The sequence below is a fragment of the Geminicoccaceae bacterium genome, assembly GCA_020638465.1.
In the GTDB taxonomy this organism is placed as follows: Bacteria; Pseudomonadota; Alphaproteobacteria; order Geminicoccales; family Geminicoccaceae; genus JAGREO01.
Window position 1 is genome coordinate 437,481 of record JACKIM010000002.1, and the last position, 26,420, is coordinate 463,900.

General features: G+C 60.3%; 22 protein-coding genes and 1 pseudogene. 14 read left to right on the forward strand and 9 right to left on the reverse strand.

All coding sequences use genetic code 11. The annotated features are described in order from the left end of the window. Positions 1 to 87: 87 nt before the first annotated feature. Positions 88 to 873, reverse strand: a complete 786-nt coding sequence (locus tag H6851_12460) for a hypothetical protein (GenBank protein ID MCB9944417.1) — start codon at positions 871 to 873, stop codon at positions 88 to 90. 228 nt (positions 874 to 1,101) lie between these two features. Here H6851_12460 and H6851_12465 point away from each other — a divergent pair, with 228 nt between their 5' ends. From H6851_12465 to H6851_12515, 11 genes and pseudogenes are all read left to right on the forward strand, one after another. Then, positions 1,102 to 2,037, forward strand: coding sequence for a histone deacetylase family protein (locus tag H6851_12465; protein MCB9944418.1), 936 nt, complete (start codon positions 1,102 to 1,104; stop codon positions 2,035 to 2,037). Positions 2,038 to 2,102: 65 nt separating this feature from the next. Beyond that, positions 2,103 to 2,378 (forward strand): exodeoxyribonuclease VII small subunit, encoded by a 276-nt coding sequence (locus H6851_12470; GenBank protein MCB9944419.1) that lies wholly within the window; start codon positions 2,103 to 2,105, stop codon positions 2,376 to 2,378. Then, positions 2,375 to 3,283 carry a polyprenyl synthetase family protein gene (locus H6851_12475; protein ID MCB9944420.1) on the forward strand — a complete coding sequence of 303 codons (909 nt, stop codon included), beginning with the start codon at positions 2,375 to 2,377 and terminating at the stop codon, positions 3,281 to 3,283. The genes H6851_12470 and H6851_12475 overlap by 4 nt, the downstream gene beginning before the upstream one ends. Before the next feature lie 26 nt (positions 3,284 to 3,309). Continuing rightward, positions 3,310 to 5,256 (forward strand): 1-deoxy-D-xylulose-5-phosphate synthase, encoded by a 1,947-nt coding sequence (locus H6851_12480; GenBank protein MCB9944421.1) that lies wholly within the window; start codon positions 3,310 to 3,312, stop codon positions 5,254 to 5,256. Positions 5,257 to 5,422: 166 nt separating this feature from the next. Next, positions 5,423 to 6,421 (forward strand): hypothetical protein, encoded by a 999-nt coding sequence (locus H6851_12485; GenBank protein MCB9944422.1) that lies wholly within the window; start codon positions 5,423 to 5,425, stop codon positions 6,419 to 6,421. A gap of 124 nt (positions 6,422 to 6,545) precedes the next feature. Continuing rightward, positions 6,546 to 7,229 carry a hypothetical protein gene (locus tag H6851_12490; protein ID MCB9944423.1) on the forward strand — a complete coding sequence of 228 codons (684 nt, stop codon included), beginning with the start codon at positions 6,546 to 6,548 and terminating at the stop codon, positions 7,227 to 7,229. Then, entirely contained in the window at positions 7,229 to 7,618 is a 390-nt protein-coding gene (locus H6851_12495) for a hypothetical protein (protein ID MCB9944424.1), read from the forward strand. The genes H6851_12490 and H6851_12495 overlap by 1 nt, the downstream gene beginning before the upstream one ends. Further along, positions 7,590 to 9,059, forward strand: a complete 1,470-nt coding sequence (locus H6851_12500; protein ID MCB9944425.1) for an O-antigen ligase family protein — start codon at positions 7,590 to 7,592, stop codon at positions 9,057 to 9,059. Before H6851_12495 ends, H6851_12500 begins: the two co-directional genes overlap by 29 nt. A gap of 229 nt (positions 9,060 to 9,288) precedes the next feature. After that, complete coding sequence (locus tag H6851_12505; GenBank protein MCB9944426.1) at positions 9,289 to 11,553, forward strand: polysaccharide biosynthesis tyrosine autokinase; 2,265 nt, start codon at positions 9,289 to 9,291, stop codon at positions 11,551 to 11,553. 928 nt (positions 11,554 to 12,481) lie between these two features. Next, positions 12,482 to 13,114: a sugar transferase gene (locus H6851_12510; protein ID MCB9944427.1), complete on the forward strand. Its 633-nt coding sequence runs from the start codon at positions 12,482 to 12,484 to the stop codon at positions 13,112 to 13,114. Between the two features lie 52 nt (positions 13,115 to 13,166). Continuing rightward, positions 13,167 to 13,799, forward strand: a pseudogene (locus H6851_12515) (GDP-mannose 4,6-dehydratase). Between the two features lie 54 nt (positions 13,800 to 13,853). Here the strand turns inward: H6851_12515 and H6851_12520 are convergent. Further along, positions 13,854 to 15,074, reverse strand: a complete 1,221-nt coding sequence (locus H6851_12520; GenBank protein MCB9944428.1) for an IS256 family transposase — start codon at positions 15,072 to 15,074, stop codon at positions 13,854 to 13,856. An 83-nt stretch (positions 15,075 to 15,157) separates the two neighbouring features. Between H6851_12520 and H6851_12525 the strand changes: the two genes are divergently transcribed. After that, positions 15,158 to 15,466: a hypothetical protein gene (locus H6851_12525; GenBank protein MCB9944429.1), complete on the forward strand. Its 309-nt coding sequence runs from the start codon at positions 15,158 to 15,160 to the stop codon at positions 15,464 to 15,466. Positions 15,467 to 15,486: 20 nt separating this feature from the next. After that, positions 15,487 to 16,464: a UDP-glucose 4-epimerase GalE gene (galE, locus tag H6851_12530; GenBank protein ID MCB9944430.1), complete on the forward strand. Its 978-nt coding sequence runs from the start codon at positions 15,487 to 15,489 to the stop codon at positions 16,462 to 16,464. A gap of 52 nt (positions 16,465 to 16,516) precedes the next feature. Here galE and H6851_12535 read toward each other — a convergent pair whose 3' ends face one another. The 7 genes from H6851_12535 to H6851_12565 form a co-directional block, all read right to left on the reverse strand. Further along, entirely contained in the window at positions 16,517 to 17,968 is a 1,452-nt protein-coding gene (locus tag H6851_12535; GenBank protein MCB9944431.1) for an undecaprenyl-phosphate glucose phosphotransferase, read from the reverse strand. A 197-nt stretch (positions 17,969 to 18,165) separates the two neighbouring features. Beyond that, positions 18,166 to 18,945 (reverse strand): crotonobetainyl-CoA hydratase, encoded by a 780-nt coding sequence (gene caiD / locus H6851_12540; GenBank protein ID MCB9944432.1) that lies wholly within the window; start codon positions 18,943 to 18,945, stop codon positions 18,166 to 18,168. Beyond that, entirely contained in the window at positions 18,942 to 21,026 is a 2,085-nt protein-coding gene (locus tag H6851_12545; GenBank protein ID MCB9944433.1) for an acetate--CoA ligase family protein, read from the reverse strand. Before H6851_12545 ends, caiD begins: the two co-directional genes overlap by 4 nt. Position 21,027: 1 nt before the next feature. Further along, on the reverse strand, positions 21,028 to 22,188 hold the full coding sequence (locus H6851_12550; protein ID MCB9944434.1) for an acyl-CoA dehydrogenase family protein: 1,161 nt from the start codon (positions 22,186 to 22,188) through the stop codon (positions 21,028 to 21,030). Continuing rightward, positions 22,185 to 23,147, reverse strand: a complete 963-nt coding sequence (locus tag H6851_12555; protein MCB9944435.1) for an L-carnitine dehydrogenase — start codon at positions 23,145 to 23,147, stop codon at positions 22,185 to 22,187. The genes H6851_12550 and H6851_12555 overlap by 4 nt, the downstream gene beginning before the upstream one ends. Beyond that, positions 23,144 to 24,037 carry a 3-keto-5-aminohexanoate cleavage protein gene (locus H6851_12560; protein MCB9944436.1) on the reverse strand — a complete coding sequence of 298 codons (894 nt, stop codon included), beginning with the start codon at positions 24,035 to 24,037 and terminating at the stop codon, positions 23,144 to 23,146. The genes H6851_12555 and H6851_12560 overlap by 4 nt, the downstream gene beginning before the upstream one ends. A 95-nt stretch (positions 24,038 to 24,132) precedes the next feature. Further along, complete coding sequence (locus H6851_12565) at positions 24,133 to 25,254, reverse strand: CoA transferase (GenBank protein MCB9944437.1); 1,122 nt, start codon at positions 25,252 to 25,254, stop codon at positions 24,133 to 24,135. Between the two features lie 141 nt (positions 25,255 to 25,395). On the opposite strand from H6851_12565, the gene H6851_12570 reads away from it, so the two are divergent. Then, positions 25,396 to 26,400, forward strand: a complete 1,005-nt coding sequence (locus H6851_12570; GenBank protein ID MCB9944438.1) for an NAD(P)H-quinone oxidoreductase — start codon at positions 25,396 to 25,398, stop codon at positions 26,398 to 26,400. The last annotated feature ends 20 nt before the right edge of the window (positions 26,401 to 26,420 follow it).

The following is a 26,420-nucleotide window of genomic DNA, read 5'->3' on the forward strand; positions in this document are numbered from 1 at the left end:
TGGTTTTGGAAAGGAAAAGGGGAAGGGAAGGGCGAAAGTCTCTCCAACCTCACCATTTCCACTGTAGAATCGACTCGAACGAAGGCGTCAGGGGATGCCGGAGAGCGATTTTCCGAACACGGGGTGGGGTTTGCAGACCGGCAGCGGCCGCCTCGCCGACACGGGCCGCACGGGCGGCGGCGGCAGGTCGGGGAAATCGCCAGGCGGAAGCGCGCGGATGAGGCGCAGTTCGTCCGGCGCGAAGATGGCAAACGCACCCGCCTGCGGGGTCGTCATCATCGCGTCGAGGATATGCTCGTGGAGACTTTTCAACAGACGGGACCGTCCCCTTGCGCGGAGCCTTTCCTCCTCGCTGCGGGATTTCCTCGTCCTTGCGGGTTTCGCCGCCCCGGGAGTGTTCTCCGTGAGCGACCATGGCACCGGGCAGACATCCGGCACGTCGATCCCTCTGGCCACCGACTTCAGCAGCGAGGTGATGACATTCCCCATTCCCCTGCGTCCGGCACGATCCAGCCATGCCCTTTCGGCACCATCCGCCGATGCGACGGATTGCGCCAGGGAGTTGTCCTGCAACCGGCGGAACCAGTCGCGGGAGTGGAACAGCAGCAGGCGGTGGAGGATCGCCCGGAGGCCATGACCGCCATGTGGGGACAGTCCCGCCCGCATCGCCGACAGGACACCCGCCACATGCGGCAGATGTTCCAGCCCGTCGACCTCTGCCACATCGAGCCGGACCGCCGGCCCGGCCAGCACCCCGCGCCGCCCGGTCGCCACCAGCCAGCACACCTTCAGGAAACGAGGCGCGCCCCAGCGAAAGACCCGCCCGGCGAGTTTGCGCGGCAATATGGGGGGTGTGGGAGAAGTGTGGGACATGGGGGGAGGTTATGATGCAAGGGCAGTGCGAGAGTCAAGGAATATTTTCTTATTCATGCAAAATTCCTGACAGACCCGGGGCAGTGCTATCGGCAAGCCGGGGCAGGGCTGCTAAAGGGGATCCCGCGTTCCGGCCCGATGCCGCGAGGCATCTGTCCCGGTGCGATGCAATTCCTGCGGAAGGTCCGTCGCCGCTCGCTTCTTCGGGCCGCATTGTGGAGGAGTCCGATGTCGATCCATGTCTTCAGTCACGCTTCCGCCGCCGCCCACGATCCCGGGCCGGGGCATCCCGAGGGGCCGGTTCGCATCCAGGCGATCGAAGCCGCGCTGGCTGAAGCCTCGCCAAGGGGAATCGTCCGTCTCGAAGCTCCTCGCGCCAGTCGTGACCAGCTGCGGCTTGCCCATCCGGATCGCTACATCGATCACATTCTCGATAACGTTCCCTCAACGGGATATGCCCGCCTCGACGGCGATACCGTCATGTCGCCGGCCTCGGGAGATGCGGCGCTGCGGGCCGCGGGCGGCGCCTGTGCTGCGGTCGATGCCGTGTTCTCCAACGCGACCCGTCGGGCCTTCTCGCTGATGCGTCCGCCCGGTCATCATGCCGAGCCCGAAGAGGCGATGGGATTCTGCCTGTTCAACAGCATCGCCATCGCAGCACTGCATGCGCGGGCCGTTCACGGTGTGCAGCGTATCGCGATCTTCGATTTCGATGTCCATCATGGAAATGGCACCCAGGCGATCTTCTTCGACGATCCCGATACCCTTTACCTGTCGACGCACCAGATGCCGCTTTATCCCGGAACGGGGGCACGGTCCGAAACGGGATCGCATCGCACGATCGTCAATCGCCCGTGTCCGCCGGGCACGGGCTCGAAGGCATGGCGGCAGGTTGTCGAGAACGAGATCCTGACTGCAATCGACGGCTTTGCGCCGGGGCTCGTGATGCTGTCGGCCGGCTTCGATGCCCACGAACTCGATCCCCTCGCACAGATGGAGCTTGTCGAGGACGATTTCCGCTGGGCCGCCGAGCGGAGTGTCGAACTGGCGCAACGTCATTCGGACGGTGCGGTTGTGTCGGTCCTCGAAGGCGGGTACCACCCACCTGCACTGGGGCGCAGCGTGATCGCCCATCTGGAGGGGCTGGCTGGCGGCTCCGCCTGACCGGGAGCCCGCGGGACGACTCCCGGCGATCGGATCCGGACAGAAGCGCGAGGAAGGAAGCAGGCATGGCAGCAGGCAGGAAGACGGTCGAAGGCGGGGATGGTGCGCCGGCGGGCGAGGAACCCACCTTCGAGCAAGCATTGCAGGAGCTCGAAGCAATCGTGCAGAAGCTTGAGCGCGGCCAACTCGATCTCGAATCGTCGATTGCCGCCTATGAGCGGGGCACGGAGCTGCGCCGGCGCTGCGAAGTGAAGCTTGGCGAGGCGCGGCTGCGGGTCGAGAAGCTGACATTCGACAGGGAAGGCCAGCCGGCCGGCAGCGAGCCTTTCGACCCGTCATGACCGGGGAAGAGCTGGCAGCGCGAATGGACAGGGTGGCGGCCCGGGTCGAGGCCGAACTGGATGCCCTGCTGCCCGGGCCGGACGGGGCGGCGGAAGCACGCCTTTACCGGGCCATGCGCCATTCCGCCCTCGGCGGCGGCAAGCGTCTGCGTCCTTTTCTCACCCACGCGGCAGCGGGCCTGTTCGGCGTCGACGATGTCCTTTGGCTGCGTGCCGGCGTCGCGATCGAGATGGTCCACACCTACTCTCTCATCCATGACGACCTGCCGGCCATGGACAACGCCGAACTGCGGCGTGGCCGACCCGCGTGCCACAGGGCATTCGACGAGGCGACGGCCATCCTTGCCGGCGACGCGTTGCAGGCACTCGCATTCGAGGTCCTGGCTCGCGGCGACTGGCCGGCTGCCGCCGGAGTGCGCGCGGACCTGGTCGCGGGTCTTGCCCGGGCGGCCGGTGCTGCCGGGATGTGCGGCGGTCAGCAGATCGACCTTGAGGCGGAAGGGCAGGATGTCGATCTTGCGGCGATCACCCGGTTGCAGCAGTTGAAGACGGGAGCCCTCATCGCGTTTTCCCTCGACGCGGCCCATATGCTGGCGGCATCGCAGGGCAGGGCGGGACCGGAGGACCGTGCGGCGCTGGCGGCCTATGCCTCGGACATCGGCCTGGCCTTCCAGATCAGGGACGACCTTCTCGACATCAGCGGCGATCCCCTGGTCGTCGGCAAGGACCTGGGACGCGATGAAAAGAGCCGGAAGGCCACATTTCCATCGCTGATGGGCGAGGAATGCGCGATGGCGGCGTTGGTCGAGCTGCGCGACAGGGGGTGTGCCGAACTTGACAGGTTCGGCGACCGCAGCAAAGTGCTGCGAGATCTGTTCGATTATGTTATCAATCGAAAGTTGTAGAAATTCTCCACCAGAGAGCTTTCGTGATGTCCGAAACACCGCTGCTTGACCAGGTTCGCGATCCGGCCGGCCTTCGCCGATTGAACCCGGAGCGTCTCGTACAGCTCGCGGACGAGCTTCGCCGCGAGACGATCGATGCCGTATCGGTGACGGGGGGGCATCTGGGAGCGGGACTGGGGGTTGTCGAACTGACGGTGGCCCTGCATCATGTCTTCAACACTCCCTATGACCGGCTGATCTTCGACGTCGGGCACCAGTGCTATCCCCACAAGATTCTCACGGGGAGGCGTGACCGGATCCGCACCCTGAGGCAGCCGGGCGGCTTGTCCGGCTTTACCCGGCGCAGTGAAAGCGAATACGACCCGTTCGGTGCCGCGCACAGTTCCACCTCGATTTCGGCCGGGCTGGGGATGGCGGTGGCCTCCGAACTCGACGGCAGCCAGCGCAACGTGATTGCGGTGATCGGCGACGGGGCGATGAGTGCCGGCATGGCCTACGAGGCCATGAACAATGCCGGGGCCCGGCGTGCACGCCTGATCGTCGTGCTCAACGACAACGACATGTCGATTGCCCCGCCCGTCGGTGCAATGAGCGCATATCTTTCCAGGGTGGTATCTTCCCACACCTACAGGAGCTTCCGTCATGTCGGCAAGCAGCTGGCGGCGTACTTTCCCCGCCGCCTGCGCGCCGCCGCCGAACGTGCGGAGGAATATGCGCGCGGCCTCGCAACCGGTGGAACGCTGTTCGAGGAACTGGGTTTCTATTATATCGGCCCGCTCGACGGGCACAATTTCGACCATCTGTTGCCCGTGCTCCAGAATGTTCGCGACAGCGCGGATGCGGGTCCGGTGCTGATCCACGTCGTCACCCAGAAGGGCAAGGGCTATCCTCCCGCGGAGGCTGCGGCCGACAAGTATCACGGCGTGGCGCGTTTCGACGTCGCCACCGGAGCCCAGCACAAGGGCAAGAGCAACGCGCCAAGCTATACCGGCGTGTTCGCGGAGGCCCTGATCAGGGAGGCGCAGAATGACGAGCGCATCGTCGCGGTCACTGCGGCCATGGATAGCGGCACCGGCCTGGACAAGGTCGCGGCCGTCTTCCCGAAGCGGGTATTCGATGTCGGCATCGCCGAGCAGCATGCGGTGACGTTCGCGGCCGGAATGGCCAGCGAGGGATACAAGCCGTTCTGTGCGATCTATTCGACATTCCTGCAGCGCGGTTTCGACCAGGTCGTGCACGATGTCGCGATCCAGGGACTGCCGGTGCGTTTCGCCATCGACCGGGCCGGCCTCGTCGGGGCCGATGGCGCGACGCACGCCGGCTCGTTTGACATCGCCTATCTGGCGTGTCTGCCGGGCATGGTGGTCATGGCGGCGGCAGATGAGGCCGAACTCGTGCATATGGTGGCGACCGCCGCGGCCTACGATGGCGGGCCGATAGCATTCCGCTACCCGCGAGGCGAAGGGGTGGGGATCGACCTGCCGGAGCGCGGTGTGCCGATCGAGATCGGCAAGGGCCGGATTGTCCGCAACGGGAAGCGGGTTGCCATCCTGTCCCTGGGGGCACGCCTTCAGGAGTGTCTTGCATCGGCCGATGAACTCCTTGCTCGTGGAATTTCAGTCACCGTCGCGGATGCCCGTTTCGCGAAGCCGATCGACCGCGACCTGATCCGCGACCTTGCCAGACGGCACGAGCTGTTGCTGACGGTCGAGGAAGGTTCGATCGGTGGTTTCGGATCGCAGGTCCAGCAGTTCATGCTCGACGATGGATTGCTGGATGGAGGGCATGCGCGCCTGCGATCGCTGATTCTGCCGGATGAATTCCAGGAACATGGCACGCCTGCGGGGCAATATGCCGAAGCGGGGCTGGATGCAGCGTCGATCAGCCGCAAGGTGACCGAACTTCTTGAAATGTTCGATGGACACCCGAAGTCAACTGCCCGACCGGCCCGCGAGGCCCGTGCGAGGGCATGAAACTGATGGTTATCGAGATCGGCTGCTTCTCCAGATATTCAGGAGTCATCAACATCCTGGAACTATCTTGAGGGAGCTTGTCCCGAACTCCCGACACCGAGGTTGACTCGGTAAGACGGGCCGTTCACATTACAACGTGTTAACGTCTATTCGGTCGGAGACGACAATGAGATGGTTTTCTTCCAAACTACTGATTTTATTGATCGGATTTGCGATCATCCAGTCACCTGTCGTGGTGGAAGCGAAGCAGGTTTTCACGTTCCAGAAGGTCCGCGACGGCCAGTACCGGATGTACGTGAACGGCATCAAGTCGAAGTGGCTCGACTTTCGCAAGAACACCATCATCAGTGCGGGAATCAGCTGTCGCTCGATGAAGGAGAAATTCGGCGTTGCCGACGCCTGCAATCCTTCGAAGCAGGTTTTCAATCGCGATCTGCAGAACAATGCCTATCTCGGGCAGGACAGCAAAAATCGTGATTCCATCCTGTTCGACTTCAGCAACGAATTCGCTCTGGGCATGACGAGGGCGAGCAACAGCCCTGACCGCATACCCCGGCCCGTGTTCGATTTCCAGCGTGTGACCGACCGGTCGTTCGATCTCTACATCAATGGGATCAAATCCCGAAGCTTTGACCTTGCCGCCGTCGAGTCGTCGACGTTTACCGTTTCGAAGTCCGACCTGAGGCGGGTGTTCGGTATTACCGGCAACCTTGACCGCGTTGTCGATCGCGAGTTCGGCAACAACTGGAGCAAGGTGGGGGGCAACTATCAGATCAGCGCCAGTCGGGCCCGGATGGGACAGTTCGACGACACGTTGTTCTACTTCGATCAGGTTCGCAAGACCGGTTTCCGTCTGTACATTAATGGCCGGAAAAGCAAGTGGATCGATACCAAGAAGTTCACCAGCGATCCCTTCTTCAGCATCAGTGCCAAGACCCTTGCCGCCAGATATGGTTTGACCGGCAGTGTCGAGGATGTTCTCAAGGCGCTGATGGGAAGTACGCTGACCGAGAATGGTGTTTCCGTCGAGCAGTATCGGGAAGCGAGTGGTGAATATGCGTTCCGTTTCACGGTGGATAACCAGTTGTTCGTCAAGGGCGGGACTCGTACCGTCGTCGACTCGACTTTCATCGTCCGCCGCCAGAACATGGCAAGCCCTTCCTGATTTGACATGGTTGTCGCGGGCTTCGACTGCATGGCCCATCCTGCCAGCTAACGGATTTTGAACAGAGGAGGCTTGAGCAATGCCCGATGTGGTTGCCAAGCCTCCTTTCTTATGTGCGAGAAATATGACCGTCATCATCATGTTGGCGGTGATGGGCATGTTGCTTGCGCAGGGTGTGCCGCGGTTGCGTGCGGAGCTGTCAAAGGTGGTTTCGAGACAGCCTCTGTCGCTTGTTCTCTCCGGCGAATTTCCCACGGACGCGGGTTTCGACAGGATCATCCGATCGCACTCAAGGGCCTTGCGGTTGATGGATGACCCCGTGACGTCTCGGGAGCTCGGCTTGGCCTACCTGTCCTGGTCATTCGTCGACCTGGCGGAAGGCGATGATGCTTCAGTCAATGCGACCAGGGCAAAAGAATATGTATCGAGGAGCCTGCATCAGGTGCCAGCCGATGGCTATGCCTGGTACTTGCGTGCACAGTCCGCAATCGTCCTTGGTGATGTCGACCAAGCCACGGCAGCGTTGGCGCGTTCTTACAGAATTGTACCATTCGACTTCGGCAATGCGGCGACCAGGCTTTCCGTTTCGTTGCAGTTGATAGATGATCTCGACATTCAGACCGTTGAGCTGGTTGCCGCGGAAGTGACGATGCTTGCTACCGAGAATGTGAGGGCTCTGGCATCGACGGCTTTGGCCGTCGGTCGACCCGACGAGGTTCTGGCCATTCTACGTGTTTCCGATGTCGGTTTCGACGTGATAACCACATATATCGATACGGTCCGGCGTTTGATGGAGACGACCTTCTAATGAGAAAGACCATCGTCATCGGGGCAGTTGTGGCTGCATGTCTCTCGTCCGCCGGGCATGCCTCCATGACTGTCGACGAATATCTGCGCGTTGAAGAAGGGAAGATGGAGAACATCGATCCTGCTTTGAACGTGGTCTATGTGTGGGGCGTGATGGATGCTCTTGGTGTATTTGATGATGCCCTGAGAGAAAATCTCGGGCAGACATTGTTTTGCGTCCCGCCAGATGCTCCTGCACTCGTGGTCGAAGGGTTCAAGGAGAAAATTGACCAGGCAATCGAGGATGCCCGAAAAAGCGTAATCGATTTCGATGCATATAAGCAGGAAATGACCATTGGCGGTGTCGGATTGCAGGTGTTGAGTGAAATTTACTCATGTCATAAAGAATGATTGGCGGTATCGTTTTCCCGATATCATGAAGATGACAAGCAAGGGGCATAGAAAACGTCATAATTATTCCAGCTTTGATGTCATTACATGGCTGTTTGTCCTGTTATTGGCGTGGATTCCATTTCCCCTTGGAGCGAACAGGCCCTTGCCGGAAGCATTCGCAGGTGTTTACCTGGCGGTTTTGCTTTTTGTCTGGGTTGTCTTTGCTCTCTATCGAAAGCCGGAAGTACGGCTTCCCGGACAAATTGTCGTGGCAGCTTGGCTTGTCGGCGTGGTTGTCGCATGGTCATGGATTCAAGCCCAGTCCTGGACGCCGCAAGCGTGGCACCATGCCATATGGAAGATTTTCGACGGTCTTGACGATGGAGAGGTGTCCGGCCGGATTTCCATAAATGCCTATTCTCCCTACGGGGCGATTTTCGGACTGGGGATACCGGTCGCGGCCTTTGCGCTCGCCTATGTTCTCGCTGCAAGGAAACACAGGGCCAATTTCATACTCGGGTCGATCCTGGTGATCTCCGTCGGATATGCCCTGGCAGGCATCCTGTTCAATCTGACCGGATGGGTACCGTTCGCTGAACTGAAGACATCGAAGGAAATCTCTTCCACGTTTGTTAACAGAAATCACTATGCGATGTTCGCCAACCTTGGTCTCTGTATCGCGCTGACCTGGGTATTGATGCCGCTGTTCCAGGCCCAGAGCGAAAGGCTGCCGTTGCGCGCGGTGTTGATCAGAGCCGTTGTCGAACCCTTCGAACGACGCCCGCGCGTGACTGCCGCCGCCGGGGTAATCATGGCCGCACTCATCGGAACATTTTCGCGGGGAGGGTTCCTGTCGTTATTCGCGGCGATCATTGTCGTCGTTTTCGTCGGCATTGCCGGGACACGCCTTTCGCTGCGGCGGGCCACCCAGGTGCTGATCGGTTCTTTCGCGCTGATGATCGTCGTGATGTACTTTATCGGAGGTCCATTGCTGGAGCGGTTCAACGATATCGGTAATGCCACCGACTTGACAACCGGTGCCAGGCTGTCAGCTTGGAAGAGAACAATCGAGCTTGTCGAGCAACGTCCCTGGCTGGGATATGGCAATGGAAGCTATCTCGATCTGTTCATGATGAACAATGATCTCAGGTTCAAGACGGTCTTCGATCATGCACACAATGATTACCTTGAGTTGATAGCGGAGCTTGGGCTTGTGGGCGCCGGCGCACTGATTGCGGCACTGGGGATCCTGGTGATGTTTGTCGGTCGAGGAGCACTGGTCAGTCGCGGGGATGGTCGGGCGATAGCATTGACGGGGGTAGCTGCCGGCACCGTTGCAGGCGTGCATTCGATCTTTGACTTCGGCCTGGCGATTCCGGCGGTGGCCGTGACGTTCGCGGCCATATTGGGTGTCGGGTGTTCGGATATCGCTCATCGATCGACTGAAGCTGAGCCCTAAAGCGCATACCGGTATTCTGCCAATATAAAAGTGACCAATCGGTTGAATATTCCAATAAACATTCGCGCAAAATGCGGTAGACTCCAAGGTGACTTATGATAAGGGTTCCGGAGTTTTATGATGAGCATATTTTATAGATTACAATCCTACGAATTGACCCTGGCTCGTTGGACGTATGTGCGGTGTTTTCCTGTGTGAGCTTGCTACCGCTGAGAGGAGGCGCGAAGTCGTGACCGATGTGAGTCCTTACGGGGCGGCATATCCCCAGGGCGTGGATGATGACGAGATCAACCTCGATCTGCCCGGGATTTTTCGTTTCCTTCGGCGCAGGAAGGCGATCATCCTGAGCGTGACCGCCATTGGCACGGTTGTGGCTGCAATCCTGGGATATAACGTAAAGCCGTCCTATACCTCTGAAGCCCTGCTCATGATCGCATCCGGGAACCAGGTGGTCGATCTCGGCAGTGCCGTGGGGGGGGACGTGACGGGGTCGGCGGCGGTCGCAACGGAGATGAGTGTCCTGACGTCGCGGGGGTTCCTCGATCAGGTCGCTGAAAGGTTGTACGCCAGGGAAATAGAGGACGCGCCGGAGCGCATGGACCTCGATTCGCTGCGCGATGAATCGCAAACCGTCGTGGGCAGCCTTTGGACCACGTTCGAAGAAATGCTCCCGGAGGATTGGGTTGTCGCGACCGGCGTTGCGACGGAACCGGTCCGGATGTCCGATGAAGAAAAACGGCAGGTCATTCGCAACCATCGGGCAGGAGAGATGGCTTCTCGCCTAAGGGTTGATCAAATCCGTAATTCGTATGTGATATCCGTCAATTACACGTCCACGAACCCCATCGAGGCGGCGCGTGTCGCCAATGGAATTGTCAATCTTTATATCGACGACCAGGTGAATCGCAAGAAAACGGCGACCGGTCGTGCGACCGAATTCCTTGAGCAACGACTTGTCGAGCTGGAAAAAGAGGTTCGCGATTCCGAGGAGGCCGTACAGAATTACGCCGAAAAGTCGGACTTGATCGAAGGGGCGGGAATCGAGGTCAACTCCCAGCAGATGACCGAATTGACCAACATGCAGGTCGATGCCCGGGCTGCGCGCAAGGAACGCGAGGCCAGATTGCGCTATATCCGTGATCTGCAATCACGTGGCGAAAGTCTCGAAAGTCTCAGTGAGGTCTTGCAGTCGCCCTATATCGTTTCATTATGGCAGGATGAATCCAACCTTCGTCGCCAGGAGGCCGAACTGCGTGGTGTCTATGGCGACAAGCATCCCGCCATTCAGAATATCGTGGCCGAGGAAAAGAAGGTTCAGGAGCGTGTACAGGTCGAGATCAAGCGCATCGTCGCCAATCTCGAAAATGAACTGACCGTTATCAAGGAAAGGGAGGCATCCATCAAGTCGGATATGGATGCGCTCATCGCCAAGTCCGGAGAAGCGGGAAAAAGCGCGATCGAGTTGCGAAGGCTGGACCGGGAGGCGCAGGCCAGTCGCAGCCTCTATGAAACCTTCCTGCAGCGCTACAAGGAAACCCGTGAACAACAAGCGGTCGTGGAAGCGAATGGACGTGTGATAGCGCCCGCCATCGTTCCATCGTCGCCAAGTTCCCGCAGTCCGCTGTTCTTTGTCGGGGCCGGTTTTGTCATTTCCGGCATGCTAGGAGTGTTGCTGGGCTTCGTCCGGGAAAGGTTCGACAATGGTATCCGCAGCGGGAAGGAGGTCGAGGCGACCCTGGGCATCCCCTGTCTCGGACTGGTTCCCTATCTGTCGAGCCGGCAACGCAACGGGAAGAAGCTGCATGAATATCTGGTCAGCAAACCCTTGTCGACCTACACGGAAACCTTGCGGTCGCTGTATACAGCCCTGAGGTTGAACAATGTCGATAATCCCCCCAAGGTCATCCAGGTCAGCTCATCGGTCCCCGCGGAGGGCAAGACCAGCCTGGTCGTCAGCCTGGCGGCAGCACTGGCTCTGGACGGCAAGAAAGTGCTGCTGCTCGATTGTGATCTCCGGCACCCGAGCGTTCGGCGCGAGATCGAGACAGCCGGACGGGGTTGCCTCGTTTCGTATCTGACAGGCGATTGCGAACTCGATGAAGCGCTCAAGCATGATGATGCCGGTCAGTTCGATGTCATCGATGTCAGGCGAACTCCGCCGAACCCTAGTCGATTGTTGGGATCGAAACGGATGAGGGATCTGCTGGAGCATCTGCGCGAGGTGTACGATTTCATCGTTGTCGATGGACCGCCGGTGCTGGGGGTCAGCGACAGCAAGGTCATCATGGAACTGGTCGATTCCGTCCTCTATGTTATCCGCTGGGAAAAGACCACGCTGGATACGGCAGGTGACGCTGTCAAGGAAATGCGATCATGCGGTGCCGACATCGTGGGTGCCGTAATCACTCAGGTCGACATAGAACGGCATGCACAATACGGGTATGGAGGTATTGATGCATATTATAGTAAATATAACAAGTACTATGTCAATTGATGGCTAATTTTACCTCTATAGGCATATATCGAAATGTTCTTGTTGTAATAGGGGGATTTTATCGATGCAGTTACAGTCGAATGCAAACGTGAACTACCTGTTATTCGGGTGGCGGCGGTTGTCGTGGCGACGAGCTCTTATCGTTATGTACGACATTTCCATGGTAACGCTGGCCTTTCCGTTTGCCATCATTTTGCGCGAATGGCCTCTTATGCGCCCTGAAACGTTCGACGCGATGATATTGGGGACTGTAACGCTGTTGGCCATTACGATTGTTACCTACAGTATATTGGCTCTTCATCGAGGAATGTGGCGTTATGCGACTTTGGCAGATTTGCTTGCAGCGGGAAAATTTGTAACGTTGATAACCTTGGTCTTCGTGCCGGCGATGTTTTTCCTCGATCGTCTTTCAAATGTGCCTCGCTCCGTGCTGATCATCATGTGGTTGCTGGCTATTGTCGGATTGTGCGGTTCTCGTGCTGTCTATTCCCGCTTTTTTGCTCGCACTTCCATGGCGACCATCGGTACGCGCAACGGTCCGCCGGGCACGGTGATGCCCATATTGCTCGTTGGCAGCGGCGATTCGGCAGAGCTTTTCATCCATCTGTGCGAACGCCAGTCCGATTCCTCAAGCCGCCTGTTGGTTGTCGGCATCCTGGATGATGCGGCCACTCCCGGACGTACGCTGGGGGGCGTTCCGATACTCGGCCGACTTGACGATTTCAGGCAAAACCTCACGCGATTGAGGGTCGCCGGGGTCGCTCCAAGCCGCATGATCGTGACGCGGCCGCACTCGGATTTCGACCCCGAAGCCCTCGATCAACTGATCAGGCGTGCAGTCGGAGCTGGATTGATTGTCGATCAGTTGCCGGATCTGTTGAGGTTCAAAAACCATTCCCAGCAGGATGCGCAAGGTACGATTACATCAATGAGTGTGGATAGGGACGTATCTCCCGGCTATTTTCGTGTAAAGCGGCTGGTTGATCTGGCCGTGAGCAGCGTTGTGTTGATTTGCCTGTCGCCGTTGATGCTGGCCATCGTGGCAGTCGTTCGGCTTGCCTTGGGGGAGCCTGCGGTTTTCACCCAACTGCGGGTCGGGCTGCATGGCCGTCGTTTCCTGTTGCACAAGTTCCGCACGATGCGCGACCCGGCGGGGAAGGATGGGAAGCTCATTCCCGATGATCTGCGATTGTCCAAGGTAGGTTCGTTTCTTCGACGTACGCGCCTTGATGAATTGCCGCAGCTTTTCAATGTCCTGAAAGGAGACATGTCCCTGATTGGCCCTCGTCCATTGCTGGAGGAGGATCAACCCAAGGTCGGCCGGAGTTTGTCGGTCGAACGCCTGTCGGTACGCCCCGGCCTTACGGGATGGGCACAGGTCAATGGTGGGCAGATGTTGACCGCATCGCAGAAAAATGCGCTGGATCTGTTCTACATCCATAACGCATCGCCATTCGTGGATACTCGTATTGTGTTTCTGACGTTGCGCATGATAGTCATCGGTGAAAAAGTAAATCTCAAGGAAATCAGTCGGGCCGAAGCGGTGATCGCGACGGGTTAGCGGCCGCCCCGGATAGATCGGCGGCCTTGCTTAATGTTTAAGAGGAACGTCGATGTCAAAATTTTCCCAAAAAAGGGTGCTCGTGACCGGAGGGGCTGGCTTTATCGGCAGCTTTTTGTGCGAGCGTCTCGTCGATCAGGGATGTGAGGTTCTGGTCGTCGACAATTACTACACGGGGCGCCGGTCCAACATCATACACCTGTTGGGAAAGGCGAACTTTGAAATTCTGCGTCATGACGTGACTTTCCCCCTCTACGTCGAAGTCGACGAGATCTACAACCTCGCCTGCCCCGCCTCTCCGGTGCACTACCAGTTCGATCCCGTGCAGACGACCAAGACGAGTGTGCATGGCGCAATCAACATGTTGGGGTTGGCGAAGCGGACAAAGGCCAAAATCCTGCAGGCGAGCACTTCGGAAATCTATGGCGATCCGAGTGTTCATCCGCAGCCGGAAGGATACTGGGGCAATGTGAATCCGATCGGTCCGCGTGCATGTTATGACGAAGGCAAGCGCTGTGCTGAAACACTTTTCTTCGATTATCATCGGCAGCATGGGGTAAAAATCAAGGTTGCCCGAATCTTCAACACCTATGGTCCGCGCATGCATCCCAACGATGGCCGTGTCGTGTCCAATTTCGTCGTACAGGCCCTTTCCGGGCAATCGATCTCGATCTATGGAAACGGTAGTCAGAGGGCCTGTCAGGAATTTCGTGTACGGGCGATGAATTGATCATGATTTTCAGGCGGCCCGGAGGCGGTCTTCGAAGAGAATGGCGAACTGTGCCTTGGCCATGGCCCATTCGCGTGGCGGCATTCTCCACTCCTTTTCGGCCAGGTTCAAGACCAGGAAGAGCAGCTTCATGGCGCTCTCGTCATTCGGGAAATGACCACGGGTTCGCACCGCGCGTCGCAGTTTGCTGTTCAGGGCTTCGATCGCGTTGGTGGTGTAGATGATCCGGCGAACGTCGTCGGCAAAGGCGAAGAACGGAATGACGGCCTGCCAGTTGCGACGCCAGGACATGGCAATGGCCGGGTATTTTTGCCCCCAAATTCCAGCATCGAACGCCTCCAGCGCCGCCATTCCGGCGTCGGCGTCCTTGGCCCGGTAGACGGTCTTCAGCTCGGCGGCGACGGCCCGGCGGTCCTTGTAGCTGACGAAATCCAATGAGTTGCGGATCAGATGAACGATGCAGGTCTGGACCTGGGTCTGCGGGAACACGGCCGTGATCGCCTCCGGAAACCCCTTCAGGCCATCGACGATCGCGATCAGGATATCCTCGATGCCCCGGTTTTTCAGCTCGTTCATCACCCGCAGCCAGAATTTCGCGCCCTCTGTCTGTTCGATCCAGAGCCCGAGGATCTCCTTCTGGCCGTCGAGCCGAACGCCGAGCGCGACATAGACCGCCTTGTTGCGGACCATCCCCTCGTCGCGGATCTTGACCCTCAAGGCATCGAAAAAGACCAGCGGATAAAGGCTTTCCAGCGGCCGGTTCTGCCATTCGGCAACCTCGTCCAGGATGTCGTCGGTCACGGCACTGATCAGCTCGGGGGAGACGTCAACGCCATAAATCTCGTCCAGATGACCGCGGATCTCCCTGACCGTCATGCCGCGGGCGTACATCGAGATGATCTTTTCGTCGAAGCCCGGCAGTCGCCGGCGATATTTCGCGATGAGCTGCGGATCAAAGGTCGATAACCGGTCACGTGGCACCGCAATCCCGAACTTGCCACTGTCCGTGATCACCGTCTTGGAGCTGTAGCCATTGCGGCTGTTGGATTTCCCCTCGCTCGCTTCGCCAGCCAGGTGATGATCCATCTCGGCGTTCAACGCCCGCTCGGCCAATTGCCGTTTGAGCTCATCAAGCAATCCTCCCTTGTCGAACAGCGTCGAGGGATCTTGCCCAACAAGCAACTGGTCGATCAGTCGCTCACGTTGCGTAGGCTTCTTGCGTGCTGGCATGTGATGGTTCCTCTCTTTCCATCATCATCGCCCGTACACGAAATTCCTGACAGGCCCGTAGTCAGACGAGGTCGTTCTGTTATGTGAGCGATCTCGTGGATGGCCTGATCAGGCTGATGGAGTCTCCCGACGATATCACCGGACCCGTGAATCTTGGCAATCCGACGGAGTTTTCCATCCGCGAACTCGCTGAGCTCGTCGTTGCGAAGACGGGGTCGACCTCCGATATCATCGAATTGCCTCTTCCCCAGGATGATCCGCGCCAGCGCCAGCCGAAAATCGACCGTGCGAAGATGTTGCTGGGGTGGGCGCCGACGGTGGCGCTGGCCGAAGGACTTGACCGGACGATTGAATTTTTCGCCAGGCATCTGACTGAAATGCCCGTCAGCTGATCAGCAGAATGGTCGATCCGATGGAACGCAATGTCGTCGTCGTGGGTGGTGCCGGCTACGTGGGCAGTCACGCCTGCAAGGCCCTCGCCAAGGCGGGCTACAGGCCTGTCGTTGTCGACAATCTTTCGACAGGGAATCGGTGGGCGGTGAAGTGGGGGCCCTTGGAACTCGCCGACATGCATCGTCCCGAGCAATTATCGGATGTCTTCAGGAGATATGCACCGATCGGTGTCCTGCATTTCGCAGCAGATGCGCTGGTTGGCGAGTCGATGCGGCACCCGTCCCGCTATTACCGCAATAACATCGTCGGCACACTCAATCTCCTCGATGCATGCAGGGCGGCAGATTGCCGACATTTTGTTTTTTCCAGTACTTGTGCCGTATATGGCAATGCCGCAGCCCTGCCGATCAGGGAGGATACGCCCACCGTTCCTGTCAATCCCTATGGTGCGTCAAAGCTGATGGTCGAACGGATCCTCGCCGACCATGCGATGGCCTATGGCCTGCGGTATGCTGCCCTTCGCTATTTCAATGCGGCCGGTGCCGATCCCGACGGCGAGATCGGCGAGTGTCGTATCGTCGAAACGCACCTGATTCCCCTGGCGATCGACGCTGTCCTGGGGCGCCGTCCGCCGCTTCGGATCTTTGGCGACGATTATCCCACGGAAGACGGTACCGCAATTCGTGACTATGTTCATGTAAGCGAACTGGCCTCCGCACATGTGCGGGCCCTCGACCATTTATTGCGAGGCGGAGAGCCCCTGGTCGTGAATCTCGGTTCGGGGTGTGGTCACTCGGTTCATCAGGTCATAAATTGTATCGAGAAGATATCGGGAAGGAACGTACCTCACACCGTTGAATCCCGGAGATCTGGAGATCCTCCTTTTCTTGTCGCCGATATATCGTTGGCAAAGAACGATCTGGAAATTGTATTCGACAGTGCCTTGGAAAAAATAGTCGCTACGGCATGGTCCTGGGCAACTGCCAGACTGACATAGGAGTTTTCTCGAATGACCTTCTTCCGCGTTCGCGGTTTCGAAATTTTCGGGTTCAGTAGGCGTTGGGGTGGGCGAAGCCGACGAAGATGGTCAGCAGGATGATTCGCAGGTCGAAGGCCAGCGACCAGCGTTCGATATAGAAGAGATCGTACTGGACGCGGCGCTCCATCTTTTCCAGTGTGTCGGTCTCGCCGCGCAGGCCATTGACCTGGGCCCAGCCGGTAATGCCGGGCTTGACCTTGTGACGGGCGAGATATTCGTCGATCAGGCGGGCATATTGTTCGTTGTGGGCGACGGCGTGCGGACGCGGACCGACGATCGACATGTCTCCGAGGAGGACATTGAGGAACTGGGGAAGTTCGTCGAGACTGGTGCGGCGGATGAAGCGTCCCACACGAGTGATACGGTCGTCATCCTTCTTCGCCTGGCGGACGATGGCACCATCCTCGCAGGTTTCCACATACATCGAGCGGAATTTATAGACCTCGATGATCTCGTTATTGAAGCCGTAGCGCTTCTGCTTGAACAGGATCGGGCCCTTGGAGGTGAGCTTCACGGCCAGCGCCACGGCGATCATGACCGGCGAGATCAGGAACAGGATAACGGTGGCGAGGATGCGGTCCTCCACGGCCTTGACGATCCAGTCCCATCCGGCGAGCGGCTTCTCCGAGACATTGATGACGGGAACGCCGCCCAGCTGGGACATTTCCATGTTGGGGATATCAAGGCCGATGACGTCGGGACAGAGGCGGATGTCGACCGGCAGGTTCCGGAGCTTGCGCATCCAGTTGAAGAGCCGGCCCTCCGCACTCCAGGGCAGGGCGACAACCACCTGGTCGACCCGGTGCTCGCGGGCGAACATCAACAGGTCATCGAGTGTCCCCAAAACGGGATAACCGGCGACATAGTCGGGAACGCGATCCTTGCGGTCATCGAACAGGCCGATGAGATTGACGCCGGGATCGGCCTTTTGAAGGTTCTCGACGAAGCGTCTCCCATGCTCGCCCGCGCCAATCACGACGACGTTGCGGTGAAGGCGGCCGGTATTGTACCAGGCCCTGAGCTGCAGCCGCAGGCCGATCCGCAGGCCGATCAGCATGATGAAGCCTGTCACCAGCCACAGGGCCACCCAGGCGCGAGAGACCTCGTCCAGGATCTGCGCCATGAAGCCCAGCGCGAGCATGAGGGCGACGACCAGCGGCCAGACCATGATGAGCCGCTTGGCCTGCTCGTAGAGCGAGGGAAGGTGCTTGAAGTTGTAGATGCCGGCGAGCTGGAAGGAATTGATGGCGAGAACGACGCTAAGCGCCAACGAGTAATAGGTGAAGGCGACGGGCGCATTGCCGCTGAACCGCATGTAGTGCGACAGGAATCCGGCAAGGACGATCACGATGGCGTCGGCCAGCCGCACCAGCCCGACGACCACCTGCGGCGAGAGCCAGTCCGAGCGGGGCGGCCCTGAACGGCCGTGGGTCTTGCCGCCATGGTCGATTGTCAACTGCACGCTATGCCATCCACTTGTCGAACATGAATTCTTGAGGAACGATTGCCGCAAGAGCATTACGGTTTCGTCCTCGGGATCATTCATCTCACAATCGTATGAATCTTTGGTTAAGACCCGACGGCCGGATGTCCTGATCGCCGAGCCGATTTATATCATCAACAGTGTCTGAAAAACCACAAATTCTACTATAGGTAGAATTATTTTCCACGCCAGACAGGCTCCCGCTTTTCGGCGAATGCCTTCGCGCCCTCAAGCTGGTCCTCGCTTTCGTAGAGCTGCCGGACGGTGGCGATCCGTTTGCCGGTCACCATGTCCATGGCCTGCTGAAACGGCAGATGGCCGGTTTCCCGCAGCGTTTCCTTGATGGCGGCAAAGACCAAAGGCGGGCCTCCGGCGAGCAGCCCCGCGATTTCCAGTGCGCGTTCGAGCAACTTCCCGGCCGGCACGACCTCGTTGACCAGTCCGAAGTGGTGGGCTTCTCCGGCATCCATCCATCGACCGGTAAACAGCATGTCCATGGCCACATGGAACGGGAGGCGTCGCGGCAGCTTGATGGTGGCGGCATCGGCCAGCGTGCCGGCCCGGATCTCCGGAAGGGCCAGGCGGACGTGCTCGGCGGCGATGATCAGGTCGCAGGCCAGTGCCAGTTCGAACCCGCCGCCGACGGTCATGCCGTTGAGGGCGGCGATCACCGGCTTGTTCAGGCCGGGAAGCTCCTGAAGCCCGCCAAATCCACCGACGCCATAATCCTGATCCGGGCGCTCATCGCCGGCAGCCACGGCCTTGAGGTCCCATCCGGCCGAAAAGAACTTTTCGCCCCCGCCGGTGACGATGGCGACCCGAAGGCCGGTATCGTCGCGAAAGGACGCAAAGACCCGTCCGAGCTCGCGACTGGTGGCCGCATCAATGGCATTGGCCTTGGGCCGGTCGAGGGTGACGATGAGGGTCCTGTCGCGTTGTTCGGTACGAACGGTCATGATTTCTCCGCAGGGTACATCCGCAAGATGGCATCGGCCGCCACGGCCTTGCTGGCCGTCACGATGAGCGGGTTGATCTCCAGTTCAACGAGTTGCCGTTCATGGGCGAGGGCGAAGCGCTGCAGCGCCAGGATTGCTTCGACCGTCGCATCGATATCGCCCGCACGACCCGGACCGTCGCCCGCGAGGCGACGTGCCACGCGCAGCCGGCCGATGGCCTTGCGGATACTTTCTTCCGTTTCGGGGATGATCAGCACCTGTCGATCATTGAACCACTCGACCAATGTGCCGCCCGAACCGATCACGAGGTATAACCCCAGGGCCGGATCGTGGCGAATCCCGACCAGCAGTTCACCGACGGTTCCACGGATCATCCGTTCGACGAGGACGCGCGCCGAGATTTCCAGGAGTGCGCGCGTGGCGAGGTCGATGCTTCCGGGGTCGCGCAGGTCGAGATGCACGCCACCTCTCGCGCTCTTGTGGGCGATCTCGGCGCTCAGGGCCTTGAGGACGACCGCACCTCCGATATCGGCGGCGGCATCGATGGCGTCCTGCGGCGAGGCGACGGGGCGGCCGACCGGAATCGCGATCCCGTAAGCCGCGATCAGCCGCTTGGCCTCGGCCTCGTCGAAGCTGCGCACGGGACGTCCTTCATCAGCCGGGGATGGCGGCCCATCGCATTCGTTCCCGTCATCGCGATTGATGACCGGCGATCCGGCATGGCTGCCGATGAATGCCGCCGCCGCCACCGCGTCGAGACTGTCCTCGATGCCGCAAAGCGGGACGATACCGCGCTCGACGAGGCTTTCCGCCAACATTTCGGGCATGGCTTCCGGCAGGCTGGAGACCACGGCAATGCGCTTGCCGGCCGCGTCGCCGGCCCTGATCCACGCATCGAGCACCGCACGCCATTCTTGATCGGGACAACGGTCTGTGCGCGGCATGTCGAGCACGAGTGCTGCGAGGGCGTGGCCACCTCGCATTGTCGCCTCGAAGGTTCGTTCGAGACGCTCCGGCCTGAGCCAGTCGAAGGTATGATAGTCGAAGGGATTGCCGATCGTCACGAGCGGATTGGTCGTCGCTGCAATACGCTCGACATCGTCATCGTCGAAGGGACTGAGGTCGATGTCCCGCGATGATGCGGCATCGGCCACCAGCGCCGCCTCGCCACCGGAACAGCTCAAAGATACCAGGCTGCGGCCGGGCAGGGCACCATGTACATGCAGGAGCTTGAGTGTTTCGAGGAAGGCGCCGATCGAGTCGACACGGGCCGCACCGATACGCCGCAACCAGGCGTCGAGCACGTCGTCGCTGCCGGTGATCGTTGCGGTATGACTCACCACCTGCCGCGCTCCGGCTTCGCTGCGCCCCGATTTGAGGACTACCACGGGGCGATTCTCCGATCGCGCGTGTTCCACGGCACCGGCTAGGGCGGTCGCCCGGGATATCCCTTCGAGATGCAGGCCAATGGCCGTTATCCGGTCGTCGTCGAGCAGGGCTTCGACAAGATCGGCCGCATCGACGCTGGCCTGATTGCCCAGTGCGATGACAAAGGCGATCGGCAGTCCACGCCGTTGCATGGTCATGTTGATGAGAATGTTGCTCGACTGGCCGATGATGGCGACGCCGCGTCGGCAAGGCTTGCCGCCGTGATGGTCCAGCCACAGGGCTGCACCGTCGAGATAGTTGATGAAGCCGTAAGCATTCGGACCGATGACCGGCATTCTGCCGGCGGCTTCGACCAGGTTGCGTTCGAGCACCGCACCGATCGTACCTGTCTCGCGATAGCCGGATGCGTAGGCGATTGCGCCGCCGGCACGCTTCACGCGAAGTTCGGCCATGATGTCGATGCTGGCCTTGCGGTTGACGGCAACAAAGGCAGCATCAGGCGAGATGTCGAGATCGGTGATACCGGGGACTGCAGCAATGCCCTCGATCTCGTCATGGTCGGGGTGGACGGCGCGGATCTGGCCACCATAGCCGCTCCGGCGCAGGGTGCGGATGACGGACGCCGCGATCGCGCCGCCGATTACCGCGATCGATCGGGGATGCAGCAGCCGGTCGAGCGATGGTCTGTCCATTTCATGCCCCCAGAGGGCGAAGGAGATCCCGGCTGATGATGTGCCGCTGGATCTCCGAGGTTCCTTCCCAGATCCGCTCGACCCGCGCATCGCGCCAGAAGCGCTCGATGCCGGTTTCGGCCATGAGCCCCATTCCGCCGAATATCTGCAGGGTGTGATCGGTGACGCGTGCCAGCATTTCAGTGGCGTAGAGCTTGGCCGAGGCAATCTCGCGATTGGATTCGAGCCCCTGATCGAGACGCCATGCCGCCATCAACGTGAGGAGATCGGCAGCGTCGATTTCGGTGATCATGTCGGCAAGCTTGAAAGAGGTGCCCTGGAACCTGCCGATGGGCTGCCCGAATTGCCGGCGCCCGGCTGCCCAGTGCAGGGCCTGGTCGAAGACCCGCCGTGCCCGACCCACGCTCATGGCCGCCACGGTGATGCGGGTCGCGAACAGCCACTCATTGGCCAGATCGAAGCCGCGGCCTTCCTCTCCGAGAATGGCTCCGGCCGGCACACGGCAGTTATCGAAGGACAGTACGCAGTTGTGATAACCGCGATGCGAAACCGAGTTGTAGCCGGGGAGAATCTCGAATCCGGGAGTTCCCTTGTCCACGAGAAAACAGGTGATGCGCTTCCTGGGGCCGCGTGGCGAGTCGTCCTCGCCGGTTGCGGCAAACAGGATCACGAAATCGGCGATATCGGCATGGCTGATGAAGTGTTTTGTGCCATTGATGATCCAGTCCGACCCGTCGGGTTTCGCTGAACAGCGCATGCCGCGTACATCGGAGCCTGCATCGGGTTCCGTCATGGCCAGGCAGTCGATCTTCTCGCCCCGCACGCAGGGCGCAAGGTAGCGTTCGCGCTGAACGTCGTCGCAGGCGCAGAGGATCCCCGAAGGACGCCCCCAGAACACGGACAGGGCATAGGACGCACGCCCGAGTTCGCGTTCGAGCAGCGTGAATGCCAGGTTGTCCAGCCCGCCGCCGCCGAACGCTTCGGGGATGTTGGGTGCGTAGAAGCCCAGTTCCCGGACTTTGCGCTGGATATCGCGACCGATCTCGACCGGTACTTTTCCGGTGCGCTCGACTTCGGCTTCGAGTGGATAAAGTTCCCGTTCGACGAAGTTACGCACCGTATCGACGATCAGCTCCTGTTCATCGGTGAGTGCAAGGTTCATGGACGTCCCGCCCGGGCATTCAGGACCTCGCCGGCGCCGAAGTCCCGGGTGGCGAGACCCTTCATGATCTCGACCAGGCAGTTGTCCCGCATCGTCTCGAAGTGGCTCACCGGCAGGCCGCCGGCCTGGGCATCCGATTGTTCGCAGATGCGGTCGAGCAACGCATCATCGAGTTCCGGAGTATCCATCAGCTTCGTCCATGGCCATTTCAGGCTCGGCCCGAACTGTTCCATGAAATGCCGCATGCCCGCTTCGCCACCGCCGACCCGGTAGGTGAGGAAGGGTCCGAAGAACGCCCAGCGCAGACCCGGCCCGAAGCGGATCGCGTCGTCGATCTCTTCCGCGGTAGCGACCCCGTCATGCACGAGCCAGAGCGCTTCGCGCCACATCGCCTCCATCAGGCGGTCGGCAATGAACCCGTCGACCTCGTTGCGCACGTGCAGCGGCCGCATGGCGACGCTGCGATAGAGCGCGATGGCCTTCTCCTTTGCCTCGTTCGAGGTTGCCGCTCCGCCGCAGACCTCGACCAGTGGCACCAGGTAGGGAGGCACGAACGGATGGCCGACAACGAACCGCCCGGGGTGAACCATATCTTTTTGCAAATCACTGGGACGAAGGCCGGAGGTCGATGATGCGATCACGGTGTCAGCCGGAGCATGCCGCGATATTTCAGCCAGTATCTCCTGCTTGAGCTCCAGCCGCTCGGGCACCGATTCCTGGATGAAACCGGCATTACCGACGGCAGCGGCGATGTTGTCGACGAGGTCGACCTTTCCGGCTTCGCGGTCGAGCCAGCCCAATTGCCCGTAGGCCCCTCGCGCATTGGCCAGCTGTCTGTCGATCATGGATCGGGCATTCGCCGCAGGATCGAACAGCTTCACGTCATGTCCGTGCAGCGAGAAGCGCGCCGCCCAGCCGCCACCGATCACTCCGCCACCGATGAGGCCGATCCTGGTCATGCGAATTTCCTCAAGCGGAGTTTCTCCCTGACCTCGGAAGGGCCGACAATCCGCGCGCCCATGGCGGTCAGGATCGTCGCCGCCCGCTCGACCAGCTGGGCGTTGGTAGCCAGGATGCCGCGCGAAAGGTAGATGTTGTCCTCAAGGCCGACACGGACATTGCCTCCCGCAAGGGCGGCCATGGCAACGAAGGGAAGCTGCATCCGGCCGATGGAAAAGGCGGAGAACACCGTACCCGGGGGAAGCTGGTTGACCATTGCCAGCAATGTGCCGGGATCGTCGGGCGCGCCGTAGGGGATGCCGGTGCATAGCTGGACGAGGAACGGCTCGTCGATCAATCCTTCCTTGAGCAATTGTCTGGCCATGACCAGATGGCCGGTGTCGAACACCTCGACCTCCGGCCGGACGCCGGCCTTCTGGATGCGTGCGGCCATCGCCCGCAACATGGCGGGCGTATTGGTCATGACGTAGTCGCCCTCGGCGAAGTTCATCGTGCCGCAGTCGAGCGTGCAGATCTCGGGCAGCAACTCGCTGACATGCTCCAGGCGTTCCTCTGCCCCCGCCATGTCCGTACCTTCGGCGTTGAGCGGCAGGGGGTGGTCGACCCCGCCCAGCATCAGGTCGCCCCCCATCCCGGCGGTGAGATTGAGGACGACATCGACATCGGCGGAGCGCACCCGATCGACGACCTCGCGGTAGAGTTCCACCCGTCGGGATGGCTTTCCGGTCTCCGGATCCCGCACGTGACAATGGGCGATGGCTGCCCCGGCCCGTGCCGCTTCGATCGCATCGCGGGCGATTTCCCCAGGCGTCACCGGCACCTTGTCGCTCTTGTCTGTGGTATCTCCCGCACCGGTAAGGGCAGCGGTGATGAAGACCTCGTAATTCATGCGCGACCTCTCCCTGACCTGAATGACGATAGAACTCTATCGGGATCTTGGCGAGGACCGTTGAGCGATATGGAGGATTTCCATATCGCCTGCATTCAGGAGAATTCGGAGCGCACCTTGTCACCGTGCTCGCCCAGCCGCGGCACGGGACCGACGCTCATCGCCTCGCCGCGCACGACGGCACCCGGCGAGAGCAGCTGCAGTTCCTGCCCTTCGGTTCGAACCGCGAGGAATCGCGCCTGCGGATGGTGTTCAAGGTCGTCCAGCGAACTCAGGCGGCCGAATGCGATACCGGCCGTCTTGAGTTCCTCGACCAGTTGGTCGCGGCTTCGAAGGCCGAAGGATTTGCGGATGACCTCATCGAGGGCAGGGCGGTTGGCGACGCGGGCGCTGTTGTCGCCGAATCTGGGATCGGTGGCGATTGTCCCATCGCCGAGAATGTCGCTGCACAGCTTGGCCCATTCCCGCTCGTTCTGGATGGAGATCAGCACTTCGCGACCATCGCCACAGGGATAAACTCCATACGGGGCAATGGTCGGGTGATTGAGGCCCATGCGTGGCGGTGTATGGCCGCCATATCTGTGTTGCAGATAGGGCACATTCATCCAGTCGGCCATGGCATGGAACAGGGACACCTCGATGATCCGCCCCGCCCCGCTTCGTTCGCGGGCGAACAGGGCCTGCAGAATGGCCTGGAAGGCGGTCATGCCTGCCGCAATGTCGCAGACCGAGACCCCGACCCGTGCAGGCCCCTCGGCCGTTCCGTTGATCTGCGCGAGTCCACTTTCGGCCTGCACGAGCAGGTCGTAGGCCTTGAGGTCCTTGCCCGGTCCCTCCGTGCCATAACCCGAAATTCCACAAATCACCAACTGGGGAAACTGACTGTGCAGGCTTTCAGCGCCCAGTCCCAGGCGCTCCGTCGCACCCGGCGCAAGGTTCTGGATGAAGACGTCGGCGCGGGCGATCATCCGCCTGAGCAACTCCCGGTCGCCATCATTCTTCAGATCGAGACAGATCGATTCCTTGCCTCGATTGAGCCATACGAAATAGGCACTGTTCCCTGCTGCGAGATTGTCATAGCGCCGGGCAAAGTCTCCTTCGGGCCGCTCGACCTTGATCACCCGCGCTCCCGCATCGGCGAGCTTGCACGCGGCATAGGGAGCCGCCACGGCCTGTTCCACGGAAACGACCAATAGTCCTTCGAGATCCCCGTTCATGCCTTGTCGTTCCTCCATGGCACCTTCAACCGTTGCTGCTGGAAGTGTTGCCCTCAATCGGGCGATGCGGCAAGGCTGGCCAGCCATTCGCACTTCTGCTTTATCCGCGCCATGACAGAGCCAGTCCTGGAGGAAGAACGCATGAGCCTGCCGAGCGAGATGAACTATATCGGAATTCGCGAGCCGGGCGGTCCGGATGTCCTGGTTCCCGAGCGGGGAGCCGTGCCTCAGCCTCGCGAGGGCGAGGTACTCATCAGGGTTGTTGCCGCCGGCATCAACCGGCCCGATGTGTTCCAGCGTGCCGGCAACTATCCGCCGCCGCCCGGTGCGAGCGACATTCCCGGGCTCGAGGTGTCGGGCGAGGTGGTCGCGTCCGGTGCGGGCGCATCGCGCTATCGCGGAGGCGACAAGGTCTGCGCCTTGCTCACCGGCGGTGGCTACGCCGAATATTGCACGGCTCCCGAGGTGCAGGTTCTACCGGTGCCGGACGGGCTTTCCATGGTCGAGGCCGCAGCACTGCCCGAGACGGTCTTTACGGTATGGACGAATGTCTTTCAGCGCGGACATCTGGCCGAAGGGGAGTCTTTCCTCGTGCATGGCGGTTCATCCGGTATCGGCACGACGGCCATCCAGATTGCGAAATGCCTTGGCGCGAGAGTTCTGACGACAGTCGGAAGTGACGAGAAGGCGAAGTTCTGTACGGAGCTCGGCGCCGACGTTGCGGTCAATTATCGCAACGAGGACTTTGTCGACGTGGCGAAAAAGGAAAATGGCGGGAAAGGCGTCGATGTCATCCTCGACATGGTCGGTGGCGACTATGTCGAACGCAACCTCAAGGCACTGGCCCCCGAAGGGCGACTTGTGCAGATCGCCTGGCTGAAGTCACCCAAGATTTCGGCGAATTTCGGCAGCCTGATGCTCAAGCGCCTGACCTGGACCGGCAGCACCCTGCGTTCGCGCAGCATTGCCGACAAGGGGGATATCGCCAAGGAGGTCGAGGCCCGGGTCTGGCCGCTCATCGAGGCCGGCAGGGTGCGGCCGGTCATTCACGAAACATTCGCGTTAAATGACGCGGCCCGGGCTCACGCCCTCATGGAGAGCAGTACCCATTCAGGCAAGATCGTGCTGGTGGTCGCCCCTGACTGACCCTTGCCGGATTCATGTCG

Coding starts and splice junctions, on each gene's coding strand:
- H6851_12460 (MCB9944417.1), bottom strand. CDS start 873: ATGTCCCACACTTCTCCCACACCCCCCATATTGCCGCGCAAACTCGCC.
- H6851_12465 (MCB9944418.1), top strand. CDS start 1,102: ATGTCGATCCATGTCTTCAGTCACGCTTCCGCCGCCGCCCACGATCCC.
- H6851_12470 (MCB9944419.1), top strand. CDS start 2,103: ATGGCAGCAGGCAGGAAGACGGTCGAAGGCGGGGATGGTGCGCCGGCG.
- H6851_12475 (MCB9944420.1), top strand. CDS start 2,375: ATGACCGGGGAAGAGCTGGCAGCGCGAATGGACAGGGTGGCGGCCCGG.
- H6851_12480 (MCB9944421.1), top strand. CDS start 3,310: ATGTCCGAAACACCGCTGCTTGACCAGGTTCGCGATCCGGCCGGCCTT.
- H6851_12485 (MCB9944422.1), top strand. CDS start 5,423: ATGAGATGGTTTTCTTCCAAACTACTGATTTTATTGATCGGATTTGCG.
- H6851_12490 (MCB9944423.1), top strand. CDS start 6,546: ATGACCGTCATCATCATGTTGGCGGTGATGGGCATGTTGCTTGCGCAG.
- H6851_12495 (MCB9944424.1), top strand. CDS start 7,229: ATGAGAAAGACCATCGTCATCGGGGCAGTTGTGGCTGCATGTCTCTCG.
- H6851_12510 (MCB9944427.1), top strand. CDS start 12,482: ATGAGTGTGGATAGGGACGTATCTCCCGGCTATTTTCGTGTAAAGCGG.
- H6851_12520 (MCB9944428.1), bottom strand. CDS start 15,074: ATGCCAGCACGCAAGAAGCCTACGCAACGTGAGCGACTGATCGACCAG.
- galE (MCB9944430.1), top strand. CDS start 15,487: ATGGAACGCAATGTCGTCGTCGTGGGTGGTGCCGGCTACGTGGGCAGT.
- caiD (MCB9944432.1), bottom strand. CDS start 18,945: ATGACCGTTCGTACCGAACAACGCGACAGGACCCTCATCGTCACCCTC.
- H6851_12545 (MCB9944433.1), bottom strand. CDS start 21,026: ATGGACAGACCATCGCTCGACCGGCTGCTGCATCCCCGATCGATCGCG.
- H6851_12550 (MCB9944434.1), bottom strand. CDS start 22,188: ATGAACCTTGCACTCACCGATGAACAGGAGCTGATCGTCGATACGGTG.
- H6851_12555 (MCB9944435.1), bottom strand. CDS start 23,147: ATGACCAGGATCGGCCTCATCGGTGGCGGAGTGATCGGTGGCGGCTGG.
- H6851_12560 (MCB9944436.1), bottom strand. CDS start 24,037: ATGAATTACGAGGTCTTCATCACCGCTGCCCTTACCGGTGCGGGAGAT.
- H6851_12565 (MCB9944437.1), bottom strand. CDS start 25,254: ATGAACGGGGATCTCGAAGGACTATTGGTCGTTTCCGTGGAACAGGCC.
- H6851_12570 (MCB9944438.1), top strand. CDS start 25,396: ATGAGCCTGCCGAGCGAGATGAACTATATCGGAATTCGCGAGCCGGGC.